The following is a 19,613-nucleotide window of genomic DNA, read 5'->3' on the forward strand; positions in this document are numbered from 1 at the left end:
GGGACCTGGTCGGCCGCCTCGGAGGTCAGCTGCGCGTGCTACCCGGCGCCGTGATCGGCTGGGACATGTCGGCGGCGCTCGCGCTCGGTGACGCGCTCGGCGTGCCGCCCCTCGCCATGGCCGAACTGCTACCCGTCATCGAGGCGGTGATGGTCACGAAGCTCAACGAACAGATGGATCACTCCCATGGCTGAGAAGAGAGTCAGCGTCCGCCTCGCGGCCGTGGGCGGGCGACAGGTTCGCGCCGAGCTGGAAGGCGTGGGCGAAGCCGGGTCGCGCGGCTTTGGACGGCTGAGCCGCGAGATGGAAGCGGCCAACGCCCGGCTCGCGGCCTTCTCGCGGCGTGTGCGGGTCGCGGCCGCCGCCGGCGTGGCCGCCGCGACCGCCGCTGGCGTGGCGATGATCCGGTCCGGCCTGCAAACGGTCGATGCGCAGGCCAAGCTCGCGCAGTCCCTCGGCACCACCGTCGCCTCGATCCAGACGCTGGAGCGCGCGGGCGAGCTGGCGGGCGTCTCGATGTCCGGCATCGAGCAGGCCACCAAGGATCTGACGCGCCGTCTCAGCCAGGCGGCCGCCGGGACCGGCCCCGCCGCCGACGCGCTGGACCGGCTGGGGCTCTCGGCCAACGAACTGATCGCCCTGCCGCTGGACCAGCGGGTGGGTGCGATCAACGCCGCCATCGAAAGTTTCGTCCCTGCCGCCGAGCGCGCCGCCGTCGCGGGCCAGCTCTTCGGCGAGGAAGGTTCCATCGCCATGAGCCGGATCGACACCGCGACGCTGCGCCAGGCGACGGAGGACGTGCTTGCTTTCGGTGTCGTGGTCTCCGAGCAGGATGCCGACCAGATTGAGCGGACGAACGACGCGATCTCCCGGCTGGGGCTGATCTGGCGCGGGCTGTCGAACCAGCTGGCCGTCGCTGCGGCCCCCGCTCTGGAAGCTGTCGCCAACGCCATGGCGGCGGTCGCCAGCCGCACCGGCCCGCTCGGCATTGCGATCCGCGGCCTCTTCGACAACATTGGTCGCCTGACAACCTATGCCGCCACCTTCGCCGCGTTCTTCGCGGGACGCTGGGTCGCGGGCATGGCCGCTGCGGCGCTCTCGGTCCGTGGCCTCGCCACAGCGCTCGTCCTTCTGCGCGGCGCATTGATCCGCACCGGCATCGGGGCGCTGATCGTCGGCGCGGGCGAGCTCGTCTACCAGTTCACCCGTCTCGTCTCCGGCGCGGGCGGCTTCGGCGAGGCGATGTCGCTCCTGAAGGACGTCGCCGTTGAGGTCTGGGAGAGGATCAGGATGGGCGCGGCTGCGGCGGGCGCCGCCGCCACGGCGATGTTCTTCGACCTGAAGGCCGACGCCGCGTCGGGCATGCAGAGCGCCATCGAGAGCGTCGTTGCCTTCGGCAACACGGCGGCGAACACGTTCGAGGGGGCCTACGAGGCGATCAAGGCGATCTGGGGTCTGCTGCCCGCCGCCATCGGCGATCTGGCATTCCAGGCGGCCAACAGCCTGGTCGACGGCGTCGAGGCGATGCTGAACGGCGTGGTCTCGCGCATCAACGGCTTCATCGGAGGCATCAACCAGGGGCTGGAAGCGCTCGGGTCGGAGCGCCGCATCTCGCTGGTGCCCGACCTCGACCTCGGCGAGATCGAGAACCGCTTCGAGGGCGCGGCGACGGCAGCGACCACCGCCGCGCAGGCGGCGTTCGACCGGGCCTTCGAGGACAACCCGCTCACCGCGCCCGATCTCGGCCTGACCGAGGCGGCGAACCGGGCGCTCGAGTCCGCGAACCTTTACCGCGGCGCCGCGCGCGACCTTGCGGAGGGGGCCCGCGCGCCGCTCGAAAGCTGGCAGGCCCTGCGCGACGCGGTGCGCGGCACCGACGAGGCGAGCGCGGATGCGCTGACCGAGGCCACAGGCGCGGCCGAGCGGCTGGAGACGGCGCTCGGTGAAGCCGGACGCGCTGCGACAGGTGCGGGCGCAGCCGCCGGAGCTGCAGCCGCTGCAGCGGAGCCAGACACCGAGGCGGCCGTCACCGGTTGGCAGGCGGTCACGGCGGCGCTCTCCGACTATGCCAGCAAGGCGCGCGAGATCGGCGGCGATATCGGCCAGAGCCTCGTCGGCGCCTTCCAGTCGGCGGAGAACGCGGTCGGTGATTTCGTGAAGACCGGCAAGCTGAACTTCCGCGATCTCGTCACCTCGCTGCTGGCCGATCTCGCCCAGCTGGCGGCGCGGCGGTTCATCCTGGGGCCGATCGCCAATGCCCTATCCGGCGTGTTCTCCGGCGCGGGCGGTATTTTTGCCAACGTCCTGCATGCGGGCGGGATGGTCGGCACGGCCGGGCCGTCCCGCATGGTCCCGGCCATGGCCTTCGCCGCCGCGCCGCGCATGCATGACGGCGGCATGGCCGGCCTCCGCCATGATGAGGTGCCCGCGATCCTCCAGCGGGGCGAGCGAGTGCTGTCGCGGCGCGAGGCACAGAGCTACGGCGCGGGCGGCGGGGTCAACGTCACGATCATGGCCCGCGACGCCGAGAGCTTCCGTCAATCGCGGACGCAGGTTGCAGCAGACATCGCTCGCGCCGTGTCGCTCGGGCGGAGGGGCATGTGATGGCGTTTCACGAGGTCCGGTTTCCCGACAACATCAGCCGCGGCGCCCGCGGTGGGCCGGAGCGGCGCACCCAGATCGTCGAGCTCGCCTCGGGCGACGAGGAGCGGAACGCCAGCTGGGCCAACTCGCGCCGCCGGTACGATGTCGCCTACGGCATCCGCCGCGCGGACGATCTGGCGGCGGTAGTCGCCTTCTTCGAGGCGCGGAACGGTCGCCTCCATGGCTTCCGCTTCAAGGACTGGGGCGACTTCAAGTCCTGTCTTCCCTCGGGCACGCCGTCGCCCACCGATCAGGCGATCGGCACCGGCGATGGCACGACGACCGCCTTCCAGCTGGTCAAAAGCTATGCCTCCGGCAGCCAGACATGGGCCCGGACGATCACGAAGCCGGTGGTCAGCACGGTCCGCATCGCGCTCGATGGCGCGGAGCAGCTCGGCGGATTGTCTGTCGACACGACCACCGGAGTGGTCACCCTCGACAGCGCGCCCGCCGAGGGCGTCGCCGTGACCGCAGGCTTCGCCTTCGACGTGCCGGTCCGCTTCGACACCGATGCGCTCGACGTGACGCTCGACCTCGAGCGGCTCGGCTCGATCACCTCCATTCCGCTGCTGGAACTGCGCCGATGAAGAGCCTCGACCCTGACCTGCGGGCCCATCTCGACGAGGGCACGACCACACTCGCCTGGTGCTGGCGGATCACGCGCGCCGACGCAGTGAGCTTCGGCTTCACCGACCACGACCGGACGCTCGCCTTCGATGGCACCGACTTCGAGCCCGAGAGCGGGCTGACGGCCTCCGAGGTCCGTTCCGGCTCGGACCTGTCCGTCGATGCGCAGGACGCCGAAGGCGTGCTGACCTCCGACCGGATTACCGAGACCGACATCATGGACGGCCGCTGGGACAACGCGGAGGTCGAAGTCTGGCGGGTGAACTGGGCCGCCACCAGCCAGCGCGTGCTGATGCGGCGCGGCGCCATCGGCCAGATCCGGCGCGGGCGGCTCGCCTTCGTCGCCGAGGTGCGCTCGCTTGCCCATGTGCTCGGCCAGACAGTCGGGCGCACCTTTCAGGCGACCTGCGACGCGGCGCTCGGCGACGCGCGCTGCGGCGTCGATCTGGAGGATACGGCCTACAAGGGCACGGGCGCGGTGATCGACATTTTGCGCGACCGGGCCTTCACCGCCTCGGGGCTGGGCACATTCACGTCCGGCTGGTTCACCTTCGGCACGCTGGACTGGACGAGCGGCGCGAACGCTGGGCGGCGCACCGAAGTACTGGGCCATGACGTCACGGATGGCATCGCCGTGCTGACCCTGCTCGAAGCGCCGGTGCGTGCGATCATCGAGAGCGACGCCTTCACCATCCGCGCGGGCTGCGACAAGCGCATGGAGACCTGCGGCGCCAAGTTCGCCAACACCGTCAACTTCCGCGGCTTCCCGCACATCCCCGGCCAGGACGCGGTCCTGCGCTACGCCACCAAGGATGGCGGCCACGAGGGGTCCGTGCTGTGACGCACCCCCCCGCATTGGCCGACCCCGCGCGCGTCATCGCCATCGCGCGGGCCTGGCTTGGCACGCCCTATCACGACCAGGCGAGCCTGCGCGGCGTGGGCTGCGACTGCCTCGGCCTCGCCCGCGGCGTCTGGCGCGAGGTCGTCGGCCCCGAGCCGTTCCCGATCCCGGCCTACAGCCGGGACTGGGGCGAGACCGGGCCGCGCGAGGTTCTGGCCGAGGGGGCGCGGCGGATGATGATCGAGGTGCCTCCCGTAGAGGCCGGTCCCGGCGCGCTGGTCCTGTTCCGCATGAAACCGCGCGCCATCGCCAAGCATGTCGGGATCCTGACCGAGCCCGCCACCTTCCTTCATGCCTACGAGCGGCTCGGCGTGATCGGGGAGCCGCTCACCCCATCCTGGCGGCGGCGCATCGCCTTCGCCTTCCTGTTCCCGCAACGCTGAGACCCGGACATGGCCACCCTCGTTCTCGGCGCGGCCGGCGCCGCCATTGGCGGCAGCATCGGCGGCGCGATCCTCGGCGTCAGCGCCGCGACCATCGGCGGCTTCATCGGCTCCAGCATCGGCTCGGTCGTCGACAGCTGGATCATCTCGTCGCTGGCGCCCACGCAGCGCATCGAGGGCGCGCGGCTCGACACGCTGCGCATCACCTCGGCCACCGAGGGCGCGGTCATCCCTCGGCTCTACGGCCGGATGCGGATGGGCGGCAACATCATCTGGGCGACCGATTTCCGCGAGGAGACGAAAACCACCACGCAGGGCGGTGGCAAGGGCGGCGGGGGCGGCAAGGTCAAGACGACCGAGTATCTGTACTATGCCAGCTTCGCCGTGGCGCTCTGCGAGGGACCGATCACCGGCATCGGGCGCATCTGGGCCGACGGCAAGCCGATGGACCTCAGCGGCGTCACCTGGCGCTGGTATCCGGGCGACGAGGCGCAGACGGCCGATCCGTTCATCGCCGCGAAGATGGGCGCGGCCAGCACGCCCGCCTATCGCGGCACCGCCTATGTGGTCTTCGAGGAGCTGGCGCTCTCGACCTATGGCAACCGCCTGCCGCAGCTCTCCTTCGAGGTGTTCCGGCCGCTCCCCGACCCCGACACCGCCGAGGGGCTGACCCGCGCAGTCACCATGATCCCGGCCTCGGGGGAGTTCACCTACGCCACGCAGGCCATCCGCAAGACCGATGGCGGCGCGACGGTACCCGAGAACCTGAACGCGCTGGCCGACTCCACCGACATGGTGGAGGCGCTGGACCGGCTGCAGGCTATGGCCCCGGCGGTCGAGAGCGTCAGCCTCGTCGTCGCCTGGTTCGGCGACGACCTGCGCGCGGGATCCTGCAAGGTGCGGCCGGGCGTCGAGGTCTCGGCCAAATCCACCACGCCCGCCAGCTGGTCGGTGAACGGCGTCAACCGCGCCAATGCCTTCCTCGTCAGCCGCGACGATCAGGATCGCCCGGTCTACGGCGGCACGCCGTCGGACTTCGCCGTCGTGCAGGCGATCCATGAGATGAAGGCACGCGGACTGCGCGTGACCTTCTACCCGTTCATCCTGATGGACGTGCCGCCCGGCAACAGCCTGCCGAACCCGTATTCCGACAACGCCGCCGAGACGGGCCAGCCTGCCTTCCCCTGGCGGGGCCGAATCACCTGTTCTCCGGCTGCGGGCTTCGCCGGGACCGTGGACAAGACCGCTACGGCCGCAAGCCAGGTCGCCGCGCTGTTCGGCGCAGCCACGCCCGCGAGCTTCATCGTCTCGGGCGAGAGCGTCAGCTGGACAGGCACGCCCGGCGACTGGGGCCTGCGCCGCATGGTGCTGCACTACGCCCATCTCTGTGCCGCGGCGGGCGGGGTCGATGCCTTCCTGATCGGCACCGAGATGCCGGGGCTGACCACGATCCGCTCGGGCGCCAGCACCTATCCCGCCGTGCAGGCCTATCGAGACCTGCTCGCGGATGTGCGCTCGATCCTCGGGTCCGGGACGAAGATCGGCTATGCCGCCGACTGGTCGGAATACTTCGGGCACCAGCCGGGAGACGGCTCGGGCGACGTGTTCTTTCACCTCGATCCGCTCTGGGCCGATCCGGAGATCGATTTCGTCGGGATCGACAACTACATGCCGCTGTCGGACTGGCGCGACGGCTTCGAACATGCCGACGCGGCCGAGGGCTGGCCCGCGATCTACGACCGAGCCTACCTGCAGGGGAACATCGCGGGCGGCGAAGGCTTCGACTGGTTCTACGCCAGCGCCGCCGACCGAAGCGCGCAGGTCCGCACGCCGATCAGTGACGGAGCGGCGGCCAAGCCGTGGGTCTTCCGCTACAAGGATCTGCGCGCATGGTGGTCGAACGCGCATTACGACCGTCCGGGCGGGGTGGAGAGCGGGACACCGACGGCGTGGGCTCCGCAATCCAAGCCGATCTGGTTCACCGAGCTCGGCTGCCCGGCAATCGACCGGGGCACGAACCAGCCGAACGTCTTCTTCGACCCGAAATCGTCCGAGAGCTTCACGCCGCATTTCTCGCGGGGCTGGCGCGATGACGCGATCCAGCGCGCCTATCTCGAGGCGACGTATCTCTGGTGGGGCGACGCGGCGAACAACCCGGTGTCCTCGGTCTACGGCGGCCGGATGGTGCACGTCCCCGAATGCGCCGCCTGGACCTGGGACGCGCGGCCCTATCCGTTCTTCCCGGCGCTGACCGACGTCTGGACGGACGGGGCGAACTGGCGGCTCGGCCACTGGCTGACCGGCCGTCTCGGCGCGGTGTCGCTGGCAGCGCTTGTACGGCACCTCTGCCTGCGCGCCGGGCTACCCGAGTCCCGGATTGACGTCACCGGGCTTTGGGGCGCGGTGGAGGGATACGCCATCACGGCGCTCGAAAGCCCGCGTGCCTCGATCACTACGCTGTCGCGCCACTTCGGCTTCGACGCCGTGGAGACCGAGGGCGTCATTCGCTTCATCATGCGCGGGCGAGCCTCCGTCGCGACCCTCGCGCCCGACGATCTGGTAGCCGCCCGCGAGGGCGACCTGCTGGAACTGACCCGCGGCCAGGAGACCGAACTGCCTCAAGCGCTGAAGTGGCAGGTCGCGCGTGCCGACGAGGATTACGACGCGGCCCTCGTCGAGGCGCGGCGGATCACCGTGGACACGACGCGCGTCGCGTCCGAGTCCTTCCCGATGGCCGTGCCGCCCGAGGAGGCCGAGCGCCGCTGCCGCCGTGCCCTGATGGAGGCGTGGGTGGGGCGCGAGACGGCGGCGTTCCGCCTGCCGCCCTCGCGGCTCGCGCTCGATCCTGGCGACGCGATCCGACTGGAGCATGACGGGCGGATGGTCGATCTGCGGCTCGTCTCCATCGCCGACTCTGATGCCCGCGGCATCGAGGCTGTCCGCCAGGACCGGGCGAGTTATGACCTGCCGCCCGGCGATCCCCGCGCGGCGTCGCTGACGCGGGCGGTCGTGTTCGGCGCTCCGGATGCGGTACTGATGGACCTGCCGCAGTTGACCGAGGACCAGCCGGCGCACAGGCCGCTGGTCGCAGCGCACGCGGTTCCCTGGCCCGGCGAGATGGCGGTGTTCCGCAGCCCCTCCACGGATGGCTTCGAACTGCTGGCCACGTTCGGCAGCCGCGCCCGGATCGGGGCGCTGGTCTCGGACCTCTACGCGGGCCCCACCTCGCGCTTCGATCTCGGCAATGCGCTGGTGGTCGATCTGCTGACCGGTACGCTGGAGAGCGTCACGGATCTTACGCTGTTCGGAGGCGCCAACGTGCTGGCCATCAAGAGCACGCCCGGCGTCTGGGAGATCGTGCAGGCGGGCGCGGCGGAGCTTCTGGCGCCCGGCCGGTATCGGCTGACCCGGCTCCTGCGCGGCCAGCGCGGCACCGAGGGCGCCATGGGCAATCCGACGCCCGCTGGCGCGCGGGTGGTGGTGCTCGACGACAGCCTTTCCTCGCTGCCGATCGCCGAAGCCGATCTCGGCATCCCGTGGAACTGGCGCATCGGTCCAGCCAGCCGCCCGGTGAACGACGAGACCTATGTCGCGCAGGCCTTAACGCCGGTGGGCGTGGGGCTGCGGCCGTTCTCCGTCGGCCATGTCGAGCAACCGTGGCGCAGGCCTAGCACGCCCGGCGATCTGACGATCCGCTGGACGCGACGATCCCGCGCGCTCGCGGCCGACAGCTGGGGCGGGCTCGAGGTTCCGCTGGCCGAGGAACTGGAAGCCTACGAGGTGGAGATCTTCGACGGCGCCGCCGTGAAGCGGGTGCTGAGCACGTCCACGGCCAACGTGGTCTACACCGCCGCCGCCCAGACCGCCGATTGGGGTGCGCCGCTCGGCTCCGGCGACACGCTCGACATCCGCATCTTCCAGCTCTCCGCCCTCGTGGGGCGGGGCGCACCCAAGACCGTCACGCTGACACTCTGAAGGCCATACCATGTCCGATGCCACGACCCATCTCCTGCTGCCCTACATCCTGGCGGCGCAGGCCCAGAAGCACGTCACCCACAACGAGGCGTTGCGGATCCTCGACGGGCTCGTGCAGCTTTCCGTCCTGGACCGGGACCTGACCGCGCCGCCGGGCAGCCCCGTCGATGGCGACCGCTACATCGTCGGCTCGGGCGCGACCGGGGACTGGGCGGGCTGGGACCTGAACGTCGCGCTCTGGACCGATGGCGCGTGGCTGCGTCTGCCACCCCGGACCGGCTGGCGCGCTTGGGTCGAGGACGAGGGCTTGTTGCTGGTCTACGACGGCGCGGACTGGGTCGGAACCACCCCAGCCGCGCTACAGAACCTCGCACTCCTGGGGCTCGGCACGACGGCGGATGCGTCGAACCCGTTCTCGGCCAAGCTGAACGCCGCGCTCTGGACCGCCAGGACCGTGGCGGAGGGCGGGACCGGCGGTCTGTTCTACACAATGAACAAGGAGGCCGCGGGCGACGATCTCGGGCTGACGCTGCAGACCGGCTTCGTGACCAAGGCGCTGGTGGGGCTCTTTGGCTCCGACCGCTTCCGCCTCGCGGTCTCCGCCGACGGCAGCACCTTCTTCGACGGGCTCAGCGTCGACAACGCCACCGGCATCGTCGATCAGCCCCGGCTGCCGCGGTTCAAGGCATACACGAACTACGACAACTACGTCGGCGTCGGTACCTGGACGAAGATCGGCCTCAACAACACCGACTACAACGACCAGGGGGCGTTCGACGCCGCGAACAACCACTTCGTGGCGCCCGTGGACGGCACCTACCTCTTCGGCGCGACGCTGCTCTACAAGGTCAACGCCAGCACGTCGGCGCGGATGAGCGGGCGGCTCGTCCTGAACGGCACGACCGAAATCCGCGGCTCCCTAGGCGAAATCTCCGCCACCCATGTCTCGCTCGCCACCGCCATCTGGCTGCAGACCATGGTGCAGCTGACTGCGGGCGATACCGTCGAGCTGCAGGGGTATTTCCGGGTCGCGGACGGCTACTTCGCCGCCGACCACACCTCCTTCTGGGGCTGCAAGGTCGGCTGAGCGGCGGAAGGAGGATCCGATGAACCCACCCCGATCCGAGGGCTTCGTGCGCATGCCGGACGCCGAGTTCGAGGCAATCCTGACGCGGGCGGCCGAGGAAGGCGCGAAGCGCGCGCTCGCCGATGTCGGTCTCGACGGCGACGAGGCCGCGCTCGACATCCGCGATCTGCGCTCCCTGGTAGACTGCATCCGGCTGGTGCGCCGCACCGCCGTGCAGACAGCCGTCCATCTGATCACCACCGGCGTCCTGCTGGCGCTGCTCGCCGGCATCGCGCTGAAGCTGAAGATCTTCGGCGGCAGTCCATAGCCGCTGCCGATTCCCATTCATCAACCGGCCATGACCCGCCCTCGGGGCGGGGTGAGCCGCGGCCTGCCTGGAGGGCAGGCGCAAAGGTCCAGTGGACCTTTGCGAGCGGCAAACGCCCCGAGCTCTGCGAGGGGCCGGGCATTCGTTTCCGGAGGATCCCCATGACCACGACCTTCTACCATCACTGGCGCGACGTGCCCGCGAGCGCCTGGCGCTGGCCGAACTTCAGCCCGGCCGAGATCGCCTGCCGCGGCACCGGCAAGCTGCTGATCAACGAGCCCGCGCTCGACAAGCTCCAGGCGCTGCGCGATCGGCTTGGCAAGCCCCTCATCGTCCGTTCGGCCTATCGCAGCCCCGAGCACAATCGCGCCGTCGGCGGGGCCCCGGCCTCGAAGCACATGCAGGGCACGGCCTTCGACATCGCCATGGCGAATCATGATCCGGTCGCCTTCGAGGCAGCCGCGCGCGAGGTCGGCTTCCTCGGCTTAGGTTTCTACCCGCGCTCGGGCTTCATGCATATCGATCTCGGCCCGGCGCGTCAGTGGGGCGAGCGCTTCCCCGAGTGCCCAGTGCCCTTCGCGGCCGAAGCCCCGCCGGCGCGCGAGGTCTTGGCGCAGAGTCGAACCATGAAGGGCAGTGGCGCGGCGGGTGTCGCGACGCTCGGAGCGGCCGGAGTCGAGGTGGCACAGCAGGTGCTCACCGAGACGCAGACCGCGATCCTGCCGCTCGTGCCGTATCTAGACGCCCTGCGCTGGCTGTTCATCGCCGTGGCGCTCGGCGGCATCGCGGTCACGATCTACGCCCGGCTCGATGACTGGAAGCGGGGGCGGCGGTGATCTCCGGGCTCATCGCCACGCTCGCCGGATCGGCATGGGCGCGCACGGCGCTCCGCTACAACGTCATCGCGCTGGCAGTGCTCCTGTTCCTGCTTTCGCTTCGGCGGTCCGGCGAGCGTGCTGGCCGCCTCGCCGAGCGCCTTGAAACCACGGAGAAGGCCAATGACGTCCAACGTCGGATGCTGGAAGCGGCGGCGCGTCGCCCTCGCTTTCGCGACGATCTCGCTGACAGGCTGCGCGACGGTGACCCACATTCTCCAAGTAAGTCGCTGATTTCGCTGTCGTAATCGTGATATTTCGCATATAAATCATGGCGTTGACGGCTGCGAGGGGCGCGTTTCATGGATCACCTGGAGGGTGCGGGCTTGGCGCGGGGAGATCGGGTTGATTTCGACCGCCGTGTGCGTCTGGAGTTCCGTGGTGCGCAGATCAGTTCAGACGGTGGCCTGCTGGTGATGCGCGAGCTTGATGACGTGCTCGGCCTGTCCAATCTGGCGTCGGAGGCGCTGCGAGACAGCCGCACCGGGAAGAACACGCTCCATCGGCTTGACGGATTGTTCCGGCAATCGGTGTTCGGACGACTGGCCGGATACGAGGATGTGAACGATGCCGACCGCTTGGCCCTCGATCCCGTGATGCGTCAGGTCGTTGGCGGCAGGGCCGTCGAGGCGCAAGCTGCTTCGGCATCGCAGATGGGACGGTTCGAGACCGAGACGCTGGCTCTGGCCGCGAACCGGGCGGCGCTGGCCGATCTGAACGGCCAATGGATCGACCGGTTCCATGACCGCAACGGGTTGAAATACATCGTGCTGGACATGGACAGCTCGGTCAGCCCCACCCACGGCGATCAGGAAGGTGCTGCCTGGAACGGGCATTTCGACTGCACCTGCTATCACCCCATCTTCTTGTTCAACCAGTTTGGCATGCTGGAGCGCTGCGCCCTGCGTAACGGCAATGTCCACAGCGCCGATGGCTGGCGGGATGTCCTTGATCCCGTCATTGCCCGATATGCTGGCCGCGACCTTGGTGGACGCTTCTTCCGGGCCGACGCTGCCTACGCGATCCCCGCGATCTATATGCGGCTGGAAGAAGCCAGGTTCTTCTACGCCATCCGTCTGCCCGCCAACGCCGTCTTGCGCGAGAAGATCGCGCATCGGCTGACACGGCCCGTGGGACGGCCTTCGCTGACCAAGGTCAAACGGTTCTTCGAGGACTTCGAGTATCAGGCGGCGTCCTGGGACAAGCCGCGCCGCGTCATCGCCAAGATCGAATGGCATCCGGGCGAGCTGTTCCCCAAAGTCGGCTTCATCGTCACCAACCTGCCGATGGAGCCAGACTGGGTGGTGAGGTTCTACAACCAGCGCGGCACCGCAGAGCAGCACATCAAGGAAGGCAAATATGCCTTTCGCTGGACGCGGCTGTCATGCCGGAAGTTCCGGCACAACGAGGTGCGGCTGCAACTGCACGCGCTGGCCTACAACCTGGCAACCTTCCTGCGCTGCATCGAACTGCCCGAGGCCATGGCGGACTGGTCGTTGACCAGCCTGCAACTCAAGCTGATCAAGATCGGCGCCCGCGTCGTCCGCCACGCCCGCGCCATTACCTTCCAGTTGGCCGAGGTCGCCGTCACCGGCCCGATGGTGCGGGCCGTCCTTGCCGCCATCCGCCGTCTTCGAACGCCTCCGTCATGCGCATGACCACGATCCATGCCCAAGCTGAACGAAAGCGGCAGGACAGGTCCGTCTGCCGCGCGGAAAAGCGGCTCTGCCGGGCCAGAATGCTGCGGGTTCGAGGCTTGATCCACCCGACTTCGGCCGTTTGCGCGACGACAGACACCGCTCGGGGCGCTGAACGCTTGCCCAGCGAGCAAAATCAGGCGATCTTGAAGTCAAGCGGCAGGCCACTTGGGGAATGTCGGAAGACATCGGACAATCAGCGCCAAGGAGGAAACGAGAATGAAAGCGCTCGTCTATCAGGGACCCGGCAAGAAAGACTGGGTCGAAAAGGCAAAACCTGTCATTGAAAAACCCACCGACGTGATCGTGCGGGTGACCAAGACCACGATTTGCGGCACCGATCTTCATATCCTGAAGGGGGATGTGCCTGGAAAGCCCGTATTCGGCCAGGAACACCTCCATCAGCCCCGGCCTGGTCGCCCCCCGGATGCGGCGGACCAGATCGGCCCCGGCCGCGGCGATGGCGGCGCGGTCCTCGGGGCCGAGCGCGGCCTGATCCAGCAGGCGGCGGACCAGCGCCTCCTCGTCGGTCAGGGACCCTTTGGCGATGATGTCCCAGGGGGGAAGGTCGGTCATGGCGCACTCCTCGGCTCGCGGCGGCAGGATACAGCCGAAGCGGCGGGCTGTTTTCCCGGAATATGCGTGATATGCAGCCGGAACGACCGATTTTCCGGAGAAGAACATGGCAAACGGACCGCAGGGATTCGACCGTTTCGACCGGGCGATCCTGGCCGTGCTGGCCGCCGAGGGGCGGATCAGCGCCACCGAGCTGGCCCGCCGCATCGGCCTGTCGAAAAGCCCGACCCAGGCGCGGATGAAGCGGCTGGAGGAGGCGGGGGTGATCGCCGGCTACCGCGCCGTCCTCGACCCGGTGAAGATGGGGCAGGCCCATGTCGCCTTCGTCGAGGTTCGGCTGTCCGACACCCGCGAGGCGGCGCTGCGGGCCTTCAACAGGGCGGTGCTGGCGGTGCCCGAGGTGGAACAGTGCCACATGATCGCCAGCCGCTTCGACTATCTGCTGAAGGTGCGGACGGCGGACATCGCCGACTACCGCCGGGTGCTGGCCGAACGGATCAGCGCCCTGCCCCATGTCGCCTCGACCTCGACCTATGTGGCGATGGAGGCGGTGAAGGAGACGCAGTAGCGGGCGGGGAAACGGATTCGGGCGGCGGTTTGGGAGGCCGGATCGACCGGCTCCCCCCGACCGCACCCCGACACCCCGGCAAGGGCCGCAGGATGCTTCCCGCCCAGCTGGTGCCCGCGGCCGGACTCGAACCGGCACGGCCTTGCGGCCCAGGGAGTTTAAGTCCCATGTGTCTACCATTCCACCACGCGGGCGGGCGGGCGCACCATAGCGGAGCCGCGGGCCGGGGGAAGCCCTTCGGCGTGCCGGCTGTCGTTTTCGGCGCCCCGGATGCCGCGGCGCGGCAATTGACAAGCCCGCGCATGGCCCCCTTTATGGGGCCAGGAGTTTGCGGGGGGTATCCATGAACAAGGTCTATCCGGGCGCCGGGGCGGCGCTTGAGGGGCTGCTGAAGGACGGAATGCTGATCGCGGCCGGGGGATTCGGGCTGTGCGGCATCCCGGAACTGCTGATCGCGGCGATCCGCGACAGCGGCGTCAAGGAGCTGACGGTGGCCTCGAACAACGCCGGCGTCGACGGCTTCGGGCTCGGCGTGCTGCTGGAGACGCGGCAGATCCGCAAGATGATCTCCTCCTATGTCGGCGAGAATGCCGAGTTCATGCGCCAGTATCTCAGCGGCGAGCTGGAGCTGGAGTTCAACCCGCAGGGCACGCTGGCCGAGCGGATGCGGGCGGGCGGCGCCGGCATCCCCGGCTTCTATACCGCCACCGGCGTCGGCACCGTGATCGCCGAGGGCAAGGAACACCACGACTTCGACGGCAAGACCTATATCCTCGAACGCGGCATCGTCGCCGACCTGTCGATCGTGAAGGCGTGGAAGGCCGACCCCTCGGGCAACCTGGTCTTCCGCAAGACCGCGCGCAACTTCAACGTCCCCGCCGCCACCTGCGGCCGGGTCTGCGTGGCGGAGGTGGAGGAGATCGTGCCGCTCGGCTCGCTCGACCCTGACGCCATCCACCTGCCGGGGATCTATGTCCACCGCATCGTCACGGGCAAGCACGAGAAACGGATCGAACAGCGCACGGTGCGCAAGCGGGAGGCGGTGTGATGTCGGACGTGAAGGGTTGGGACCGCAACGGCATTGCGGCACGGGCGGCGCAGGAGCTGCAGGACGGCTGGTATGTCAACCTCGGCATCGGCATCCCGACGCTGGTGGCGAACTACATCCCCGCAGGCGTGAACGTCACCCTGCAGTCGGAGAACGGGATGCTGGGCATGGGCCCCTTCCCTTACGAAGGCGAGGAAGACCCCGACCTGATCAACGCCGGCAAGCAGACCATCACCGAACTGCCGCAGACCGCCTATTTCGATTCGGCGACCTCCTTCGCCATGATCCGCGGCGGCAAGATCGCCATGGCGATCCTCGGCGCGATGGAAGTGGCCGAGAACGGCGACCTGGCGAACTGGATGATCCCGGGCAAGCTGGTCAAGGGCATGGGCGGGGCGATGGATCTGGTCGCCGGCGTCGGCCGGGTGGTGGTGGTGATGGACCACACCTCCAAGCACGGCGAGTCGAAGGTGCTGAAGCGCTGCACCCTGCCGCTGACCGGCAAGGCGGTGGTGAACCGGATCATCACCAACCTCGGCGTCCTCGACGTGGTGCCGGGCGGGCTGAAGATCGTGGAACTGGCGCCCGGCGTCACCGAGGAAGACCTGCGCGCCGCGACGGAGGCGACGATTGTCTGAGGACCACCAGGTCAGCCGCGAGCACGGGACGACGAAGGGCCGCTTCGTCCTCCGCCGCGGCGGCGAGGAGGCGGAGCTGACCTATTCCGTCACCACGCCCACGCTGGTCATCGCCGACCACACCGGCGTGCCCGACAGCTTCCGCGGCACCGGCGCCGGGCTGGCGCTGGTGCAGGCGCTGGTGGCGGCAGCGCGGGCGGAGGGCTTCAAGGTCGTGCCGCTCTGCCCCTTCGTGAAGGCGCAGAGCCGGAAGCATCCCGAATGGGCGGACGTGTTCGCGGGCTGACAGGTCGCAGGGGGGCGCTGCCCCCCTCGCCCGTTCCGGGCTCACCCCCCGGGATATTTCCGTCCAGAAAGAGGGGCGGTTAGGACCTTCTTAACCCCTGCTGCCGCAATCTGCCCTTGCGGTGCAGGCTGGGAAGCCGATGACCGCTCCAGGAAGAGGCGCGCTCCGCGGCTGGAGCAATCCCCCGGTGAGTTCTGAGGACAGCAGGCTCGCGACGTGCCCGCCCGTGGTCGAGTATGGCCGCGAGCTCCAGGCGCGGGCGGCCGACGAACTCCATCTGCTGCCAGAGGGGTCGGCTATCGCTGGAATGCTCGCCGATTACAGCGTCATGCGCGACCAGGCACGGGCATGCCGGTGAAATCCGCGCCGGGCCCAGCCCTCAGGAAGCGCCGGACGTCTCGACCAAAGGGCATCGCCCGGCCCGGATCACAGTTTGACGGTCTCAAAGAGCGGCAGGGAGTCGCTACAGGTCAATCAGGGCAGTTGCCGCTCCTCATGCCGCAAGCAGAAACAGGCGTGGTTTGGGTGTTGGCTATTCCCGCTCCGGTCTCCGCCGTCGCCCTGTGCAACTGAAACACCTGCTTCGCCAAGTGCACGCCGATGATCGAGACTTCCTTCGTCATTGCCATATCCTCCTGATCCTGTCTGGATCACTGTGGCACAAAAGTGCCGTCAGGAGGGGCTACCCAACCCATCATCAGAGTAGGCGTATCAGAGAAGAACGGCCCCGAGGGTTTCCGACGGAATGTCCATGTTTCGCGATCAGGACCTCCGTTTCGCGTTTCTTGCACCTGCGCATTCGAAATTTCCGTCGTGTTCAGGTCGGGGGCGGTCGGGAGGCGTGATCCTGCTCAGCTTGCCGATTCCGGTTCGGTCAGATCGTCTGCCGTCCAGCCCAGGGGTGCAGCGTCGTAAGAGGACAGCGCAAAGTCGAAGCCCGCGACACGCGCGCGCAGGGCATCGGCCATCTCGCCATCGCCCTCGACCGAGATGCGTATCCAGTCTGTTTCGCTCTCGGCCGGCAAAGCGGTCAGAACCACCGTCGGGCCGTCCGCGACCGCGGCCCGGATCGTGGCGCCCTCTGCCGGCGCCCCGGTGGCGCGGCGCACATCCGCGAAACTCAGCCCGCCAATCAGCCGGGCGAGGCGGTCGATGTTGCTGCGGTTGGCCTGCCGCCCCGCGGGCAGCCCGCCCTCGATCTCCAGTGCGCCGTCGCGCCGGACAAGCGTGATGGCCTCGCCTTCGGCGGGGGACAGCACAAGCCGCGCCACGCGATCGGCTCCGAAATCGGTGAGCCCGCGGTCAAACCAGTCGGCGCGGCGCGCGGGCGGATCGATGCGGGCGCGGGCAAGCCAGGTGGCGTCCTCGCCGCCGCGGCGCATATATTGCCCGCCGAGCGCACCGCCCAACGTATAGTCGCGCGCACCGATCACCACATCGGCAAGAGGCGCACCGGAAGCATCGGCCAGAACCACCTCGCGCCCGGCGCCGCGCGCGGCCCCGGGTGCCGCCAGGGTCAGATCGGCATGGCGGGCGGGGTCGGCGGTTTTCGCCTCGGCGATTTCGGCCATGACCAGCGCCCGCACCAGTTCGCGCAGTTTCGCCTCATCCACTGGATAGCCCGAGTCGCGATCGACAAAGCGCCCGTCGTCGCGGGCGACGACTATCTCCGCACCATCAGCCGCGCGCAGGGTCAGGCTGGCGATCTCCGCGCTGCGCGCGGCGAGATCGGGGAAAAGTGGCCGCCCCGCCCCGACCGTGGGTGCTGCGCCATGCCCGCCGATGCCGGTGGCGAGCACTGCAACCAGCGAAATCGTGGTGATGCCTGCCAGAAGCAGAAAGGATTTCGGTGTCATCGAATGTCCTCCGTCGGTTTCAGGCCCCCGCCCGGACAGGCAGGCGGCGCTTGGGTTTTCTGAGGGCAAAGACCAGGGCGACCAGCGCCGCGAGCAGCGGCACGAGCCCGACATTGAGCGCGGTCACCCGCGATTCCAGCGCCTCGACCTCACGACGCAGGTCGTATTGCACCTGCCGCAACTCCGCCCGCGCGGCCAGAAGATCGGCGCGCAGCCGGTCGGTCTCGGCTAGGATCCGGTCGTCGGCCACGGCTGCCTCGCCCTACCGTCATGCTGGCCGATCGCGGCTATGACTCTGACAAGATTCGCAAACCATGGAAGCGCGCAACGTGGTGCCAGTCATCCCCATGCGCAAGACCCGCAAACAGCGCGTGGCCGTAGATCGCATCCTCTACCGACTGCGCAACCTTGTGAAGCGCTGCTTCAACAAGTTTAATAACGCCTGTCGCATTGCCGCACGCTACGACAAAGCCGCCAGGAGCTTCCTGGGCTTCATCGACATAACCTCGATCGGTCTCTAGCTCTGCCATTTTTCAACATGACCTAAGCATATTTTCTTGACACGTGCTGGCCCGATACCCTTACCATGGGTTCCCAAATGCGGGCGCAGACATGGCAGAGAGCATCCAGAAGGAGGACTGGGAACGCTTTCGTGCCTTGGGGAGCGTACCCCCAAGCTTACGCGAAATCGTGTTCAGATCCTGGCTCCGGTCTCGAGATGTCGCGGGGATCGATTCCCTGCGGCGTGCGCCTTGCATTCATCGCGACCGGCTTGACGGCTTGCGTGCCAGCAACACACGACTTTGGCAGGCAGCACGGACAGCGGTCAACCGCGCGGGCTACATGCTCGACGATGCGGGGGCGATGGTGCTGCTGGCGGACCGTGACGGGGTCATCCTCGACGCACAAGGCGATACGCGTGTGCTCTCCCGTGGCGAAGAAAACCATCTGAAACCGGGGGGGTGCTGGAAGGAGGATGCCATCGGCACCAACGCGATCGGCACAGCGCTGCACGTCGCCAAACCGGTTGCCATCAGCGGAGTGGAACATTTCTGCGAGGCGATCCAGCGCTGGTCCTGCGCCGCTTCTCCGATCAGCAACCCTCAAACCGGCGAAGTCCTCGGCGTGATCAACATTTCCACGCCTTCTGACGAAAACCTGCGCCATGGCACAGCCCTTTCCGTAAGCCTCGCCGCTCAGATCGAGGAAGTCCTGCGTGGGATGGAACTGCGAGAACAACATCGGTTGGTCGATCATCTACTGTCGCGCCGCGGGGCGCGTGGTGCCGATATCTTTCTTCTAAATCGCTACGGCCAGCCGATCTGGGCCAGCGCGCCCTCCGGGGAGGCGCCAGAGAGGACGATCAGACCGCAGGGTGGTGACGGTGACGTAAGAGAACTGGCCGAACGGATGCGCAACGCCTTGCCAAGAGCCGATATCGACGTGGTGTCCGACAGCGGCGAACCCATCGGGCTGATCGTGACCCTTTCGCGCAGCAGTCGACGCGGCGGCGCAGCGCAAGTCGGACCAGACTTAGAGACGATTGCCGCTTCGGGCGCTGCGATGGCCGCAATTTGCGCTGAGGCTAGGCGTATCCTGGCCACGGGCGTGGCGCTGCTGATCAAGGGGCCGGCGGGCAGCGGCAAGGAAACCCTTGCCCGCGCTCTGCATGAGGCCGGGCCGCAGGCCGGCTTGCCGGTCGAGGTGCTGGATTGCAGCCTGCTGGACGAGGCGGGGCTGCGCGAGGGCACGGCTGCGCAGGCGATGGCGCGGCTTGCAGAAAGCGGCGGTACGCTTATCCTCGACGAGCCGGCCGAGACTCCTGCCGATTTGCAGCCGCCCCTCGTGCAGCGTCTGGCGCGGCTTGAACGCGGGGCAGAACGGCCTGTGCAGGTGGTCTGCCTTTCCTCAGTTTCGCTGTCGGGCCTACTGGCAGAAGGCAGACTGCGCGCCGATCTCTACTTCCGACTTTCGGGCGCCGTGGTGCGGCTGCCCGCGCTGGCCGAACGCCGCGGTGACCTGGAACAGCTGGTGAAGCGGTTCTCGGAGATCTATTCGGACCGCCGCAAGGGACTATCCTAAATTTTGTGCGCTGACGTGGTAACTGCTCTCAGAGGAGACCCACGTATGAGCATCGACAAAGACC

At 68.4% G+C, this 19,613-nt stretch carries 19 protein-coding genes, 1 tRNA gene and 2 pseudogenes; 17 read left to right on the forward strand and 5 right to left on the reverse strand.

The genetic code is table 11. From position 1 onward, the window contains the following. Positions 1-50 precede the first annotated feature (50 nt). From RGD00_RS17470 to RGD00_RS17520, 11 genes are all read left to right on the forward strand, one after another. Entirely contained in the window at positions 51-194 is a 144-nt protein-coding gene (locus RGD00_RS17470; protein WP_310458560.1) for a DUF7697 family protein, read from the forward strand. Further along, the gene (locus RGD00_RS17475; protein WP_310458561.1) at positions 187-2,604 is read left to right on the forward strand and encodes a phage tail tape measure C-terminal domain-containing protein; all 2,418 of its coding nucleotides are present in this window, start codon (positions 187-189) and stop codon (positions 2,602-2,604) included. The genes RGD00_RS17470 and RGD00_RS17475 overlap by 8 nt, the downstream gene beginning before the upstream one ends. Continuing rightward, positions 2,604-3,230 carry a phage distal tail protein, Rcc01695 family gene (locus tag RGD00_RS17480; RefSeq protein WP_310458562.1) on the forward strand — a complete coding sequence of 209 codons (627 nt, stop codon included), beginning with the start codon at positions 2,604-2,606 and terminating at the stop codon, positions 3,228-3,230. The genes RGD00_RS17475 and RGD00_RS17480 overlap by 1 nt, the downstream gene beginning before the upstream one ends. After that, positions 3,227-4,111 (forward strand): DUF2163 domain-containing protein, encoded by an 885-nt coding sequence (locus RGD00_RS17485; protein WP_310458563.1) that lies wholly within the window; start codon positions 3,227-3,229, stop codon positions 4,109-4,111. Before RGD00_RS17480 ends, RGD00_RS17485 begins: the two co-directional genes overlap by 4 nt. Continuing rightward, complete coding sequence (locus tag RGD00_RS17490; RefSeq protein ID WP_310458564.1) at positions 4,108-4,554, forward strand: NlpC/P60 family protein; 447 nt, start codon at positions 4,108-4,110, stop codon at positions 4,552-4,554. The genes RGD00_RS17485 and RGD00_RS17490 overlap by 4 nt, the downstream gene beginning before the upstream one ends. 9 nt (positions 4,555-4,563) lie before the next feature. Next, the gene (locus tag RGD00_RS17495; RefSeq protein ID WP_310458565.1) at positions 4,564-8,529 is read left to right on the forward strand and encodes a baseplate multidomain protein megatron; all 3,966 of its coding nucleotides are present in this window, start codon (positions 4,564-4,566) and stop codon (positions 8,527-8,529) included. Between the two features lie 10 nt (positions 8,530-8,539). Next, complete coding sequence (locus RGD00_RS17500) at positions 8,540-9,616, forward strand: DUF2793 domain-containing protein (RefSeq protein ID WP_310458566.1); 1,077 nt, start codon at positions 8,540-8,542, stop codon at positions 9,614-9,616. A gap of 19 nt (positions 9,617-9,635) precedes the next feature. Then, positions 9,636-9,923: a DUF6127 family protein gene (locus RGD00_RS17505; RefSeq protein WP_310458567.1), complete on the forward strand. Its 288-nt coding sequence runs from the start codon at positions 9,636-9,638 to the stop codon at positions 9,921-9,923. A 161-nt stretch (positions 9,924-10,084) separates the two neighbouring features. After that, on the forward strand, positions 10,085-10,759 hold the full coding sequence (locus RGD00_RS17510; RefSeq protein WP_310458568.1) for a YcbK family protein: 675 nt from the start codon (positions 10,085-10,087) through the stop codon (positions 10,757-10,759). After that, the gene (locus tag RGD00_RS17515) at positions 10,756-11,046 is read left to right on the forward strand and encodes a hypothetical protein (protein WP_310458569.1); all 291 of its coding nucleotides are present in this window, start codon (positions 10,756-10,758) and stop codon (positions 11,044-11,046) included. The genes RGD00_RS17510 and RGD00_RS17515 overlap by 4 nt, the downstream gene beginning before the upstream one ends. A 54-nt stretch (positions 11,047-11,100) precedes the next feature. After that, complete coding sequence (locus RGD00_RS17520) at positions 11,101-12,456, forward strand: IS1380-like element ISPme1 family transposase (RefSeq protein WP_012112698.1); 1,356 nt, start codon at positions 11,101-11,103, stop codon at positions 12,454-12,456. 408 nt (positions 12,457-12,864) lie between these two features. Here RGD00_RS17520 and RGD00_RS23540 read toward each other — a convergent pair. Next, positions 12,865-13,071, reverse strand: a pseudogene (locus tag RGD00_RS23540) (hypothetical protein); the annotation flags it as partial. A 106-nt stretch (positions 13,072-13,177) separates the two neighbouring features. On the opposite strand from RGD00_RS23540, the gene RGD00_RS17530 reads away from it, so the two are divergent. Continuing rightward, positions 13,178-13,639: an Lrp/AsnC family transcriptional regulator gene (locus RGD00_RS17530; RefSeq protein ID WP_310458571.1), complete on the forward strand. Its 462-nt coding sequence runs from the start codon at positions 13,178-13,180 to the stop codon at positions 13,637-13,639. A gap of 108 nt (positions 13,640-13,747) precedes the next feature. On the opposite strand, the gene RGD00_RS17535 is transcribed toward RGD00_RS17530, so the two are convergent. Next, positions 13,748-13,833, reverse strand: a tRNA-Leu gene (locus RGD00_RS17535). 149 nt (positions 13,834-13,982) lie between these two features. On the opposite strand from RGD00_RS17535, the gene RGD00_RS17540 reads away from it, so the two are divergent. From RGD00_RS17540 to RGD00_RS17550, 3 genes are read left to right on the forward strand one after another with little or no spacing between them, the layout of a single operon-like run. After that, positions 13,983-14,687 carry a CoA transferase subunit A gene (locus tag RGD00_RS17540; RefSeq protein WP_310458572.1) on the forward strand — a complete coding sequence of 235 codons (705 nt, stop codon included), beginning with the start codon at positions 13,983-13,985 and terminating at the stop codon, positions 14,685-14,687. Further along, the gene (locus RGD00_RS17545; protein ID WP_310458573.1) at positions 14,687-15,325 is read left to right on the forward strand and encodes a CoA transferase subunit B; all 639 of its coding nucleotides are present in this window, start codon (positions 14,687-14,689) and stop codon (positions 15,323-15,325) included. Before RGD00_RS17540 ends, RGD00_RS17545 begins: the two co-directional genes overlap by 1 nt. Continuing rightward, entirely contained in the window at positions 15,318-15,611 is a 294-nt protein-coding gene (locus RGD00_RS17550; RefSeq protein WP_310458574.1) for a GNAT family N-acetyltransferase, read from the forward strand. The genes RGD00_RS17545 and RGD00_RS17550 overlap by 8 nt, the downstream gene beginning before the upstream one ends. A 470-nt stretch (positions 15,612-16,081) precedes the next feature. On the opposite strand, the gene RGD00_RS17555 is transcribed toward RGD00_RS17550, so the two are convergent. From RGD00_RS17555 to RGD00_RS17565, 3 genes are all read right to left on the reverse strand, one after another. After that, the gene (locus tag RGD00_RS17555; protein WP_310458575.1) at positions 16,082-16,234 is read right to left on the reverse strand and encodes a hypothetical protein; all 153 of its coding nucleotides are present in this window, start codon (positions 16,232-16,234) and stop codon (positions 16,082-16,084) included. Between the two features lie 228 nt (positions 16,235-16,462). Then, positions 16,463-17,467 (reverse strand): DUF4340 domain-containing protein, encoded by a 1,005-nt coding sequence (locus tag RGD00_RS17560; protein ID WP_310458576.1) that lies wholly within the window; start codon positions 17,465-17,467, stop codon positions 16,463-16,465. 19 nt (positions 17,468-17,486) lie between these two features. Further along, on the reverse strand, positions 17,487-17,717 hold the full coding sequence (locus RGD00_RS17565) for a hypothetical protein (protein WP_310458577.1): 231 nt from the start codon (positions 17,715-17,717) through the stop codon (positions 17,487-17,489). Between the two features lie 2 nt (positions 17,718-17,719). On the opposite strand from RGD00_RS17565, the pseudogene RGD00_RS17570 reads away from it, so the two are divergent. Beyond that, a pseudogene (locus RGD00_RS17570) lies at positions 17,720-17,988 on the forward strand (transposase); the annotation flags it as partial. A gap of 91 nt (positions 17,989-18,079) precedes the next feature. Further along, a complete protein-coding gene (locus RGD00_RS17575) occupies positions 18,080-19,549 on the forward strand; it encodes a sigma-54-dependent Fis family transcriptional regulator (protein ID WP_310458578.1) in 1,470 nt (489 codons plus the stop codon). The last annotated feature ends 64 nt before the right edge of the window (positions 19,550-19,613 follow it).

It is taken from the genome of Ruixingdingia sedimenti (genome assembly GCF_031432425.1).
Taxonomy (GTDB): Bacteria; Pseudomonadota; Alphaproteobacteria; order Rhodobacterales; family Rhodobacteraceae; genus Ruixingdingia; species Ruixingdingia sedimenti.

What these genes read in the sequence shown, in the direction of transcription:
- RGD00_RS17520 (WP_012112698.1), top strand. Translation starts at nt 11,101, where the DNA reads ATGGATCACCTGGAGGGTGCGGGCTTGGCGCGGGGAGATCGGGTTGAT.
- RGD00_RS17545 (WP_310458573.1), top strand. Translation starts at nt 14,687, where the DNA reads ATGTCGGACGTGAAGGGTTGGGACCGCAACGGCATTGCGGCACGGGCG.
- RGD00_RS17530 (WP_310458571.1), top strand. Translation starts at nt 13,178, where the DNA reads ATGGCAAACGGACCGCAGGGATTCGACCGTTTCGACCGGGCGATCCTG.
- RGD00_RS17475 (WP_310458561.1), top strand. Translation starts at nt 187, where the DNA reads ATGGCTGAGAAGAGAGTCAGCGTCCGCCTCGCGGCCGTGGGCGGGCGA.
- RGD00_RS17505 (WP_310458567.1), top strand. Translation starts at nt 9,636, where the DNA reads ATGAACCCACCCCGATCCGAGGGCTTCGTGCGCATGCCGGACGCCGAG.
- RGD00_RS17540 (WP_310458572.1), top strand. Translation starts at nt 13,983, where the DNA reads ATGAACAAGGTCTATCCGGGCGCCGGGGCGGCGCTTGAGGGGCTGCTG.
- RGD00_RS17480 (WP_310458562.1), top strand. Translation starts at nt 2,604, where the DNA reads ATGGCGTTTCACGAGGTCCGGTTTCCCGACAACATCAGCCGCGGCGCC.
- RGD00_RS17560 (WP_310458576.1), bottom strand. Translation starts at nt 17,467, where the DNA reads ATGACACCGAAATCCTTTCTGCTTCTGGCAGGCATCACCACGATTTCG.
- RGD00_RS17575 (WP_310458578.1), top strand. Translation starts at nt 18,080, where the DNA reads ATGGCAGAGAGCATCCAGAAGGAGGACTGGGAACGCTTTCGTGCCTTG.
- RGD00_RS17510 (WP_310458568.1), top strand. Translation starts at nt 10,085, where the DNA reads ATGACCACGACCTTCTACCATCACTGGCGCGACGTGCCCGCGAGCGCC.
- RGD00_RS17555 (WP_310458575.1), bottom strand. Translation starts at nt 16,234, where the DNA reads ATGACGAAGGAAGTCTCGATCATCGGCGTGCACTTGGCGAAGCAGGTG.
- RGD00_RS17500 (WP_310458566.1), top strand. Translation starts at nt 8,540, where the DNA reads ATGTCCGATGCCACGACCCATCTCCTGCTGCCCTACATCCTGGCGGCG.
- RGD00_RS17495 (WP_310458565.1), top strand. Translation starts at nt 4,564, where the DNA reads ATGGCCACCCTCGTTCTCGGCGCGGCCGGCGCCGCCATTGGCGGCAGC.
- RGD00_RS17485 (WP_310458563.1), top strand. Translation starts at nt 3,227, where the DNA reads ATGAAGAGCCTCGACCCTGACCTGCGGGCCCATCTCGACGAGGGCACG.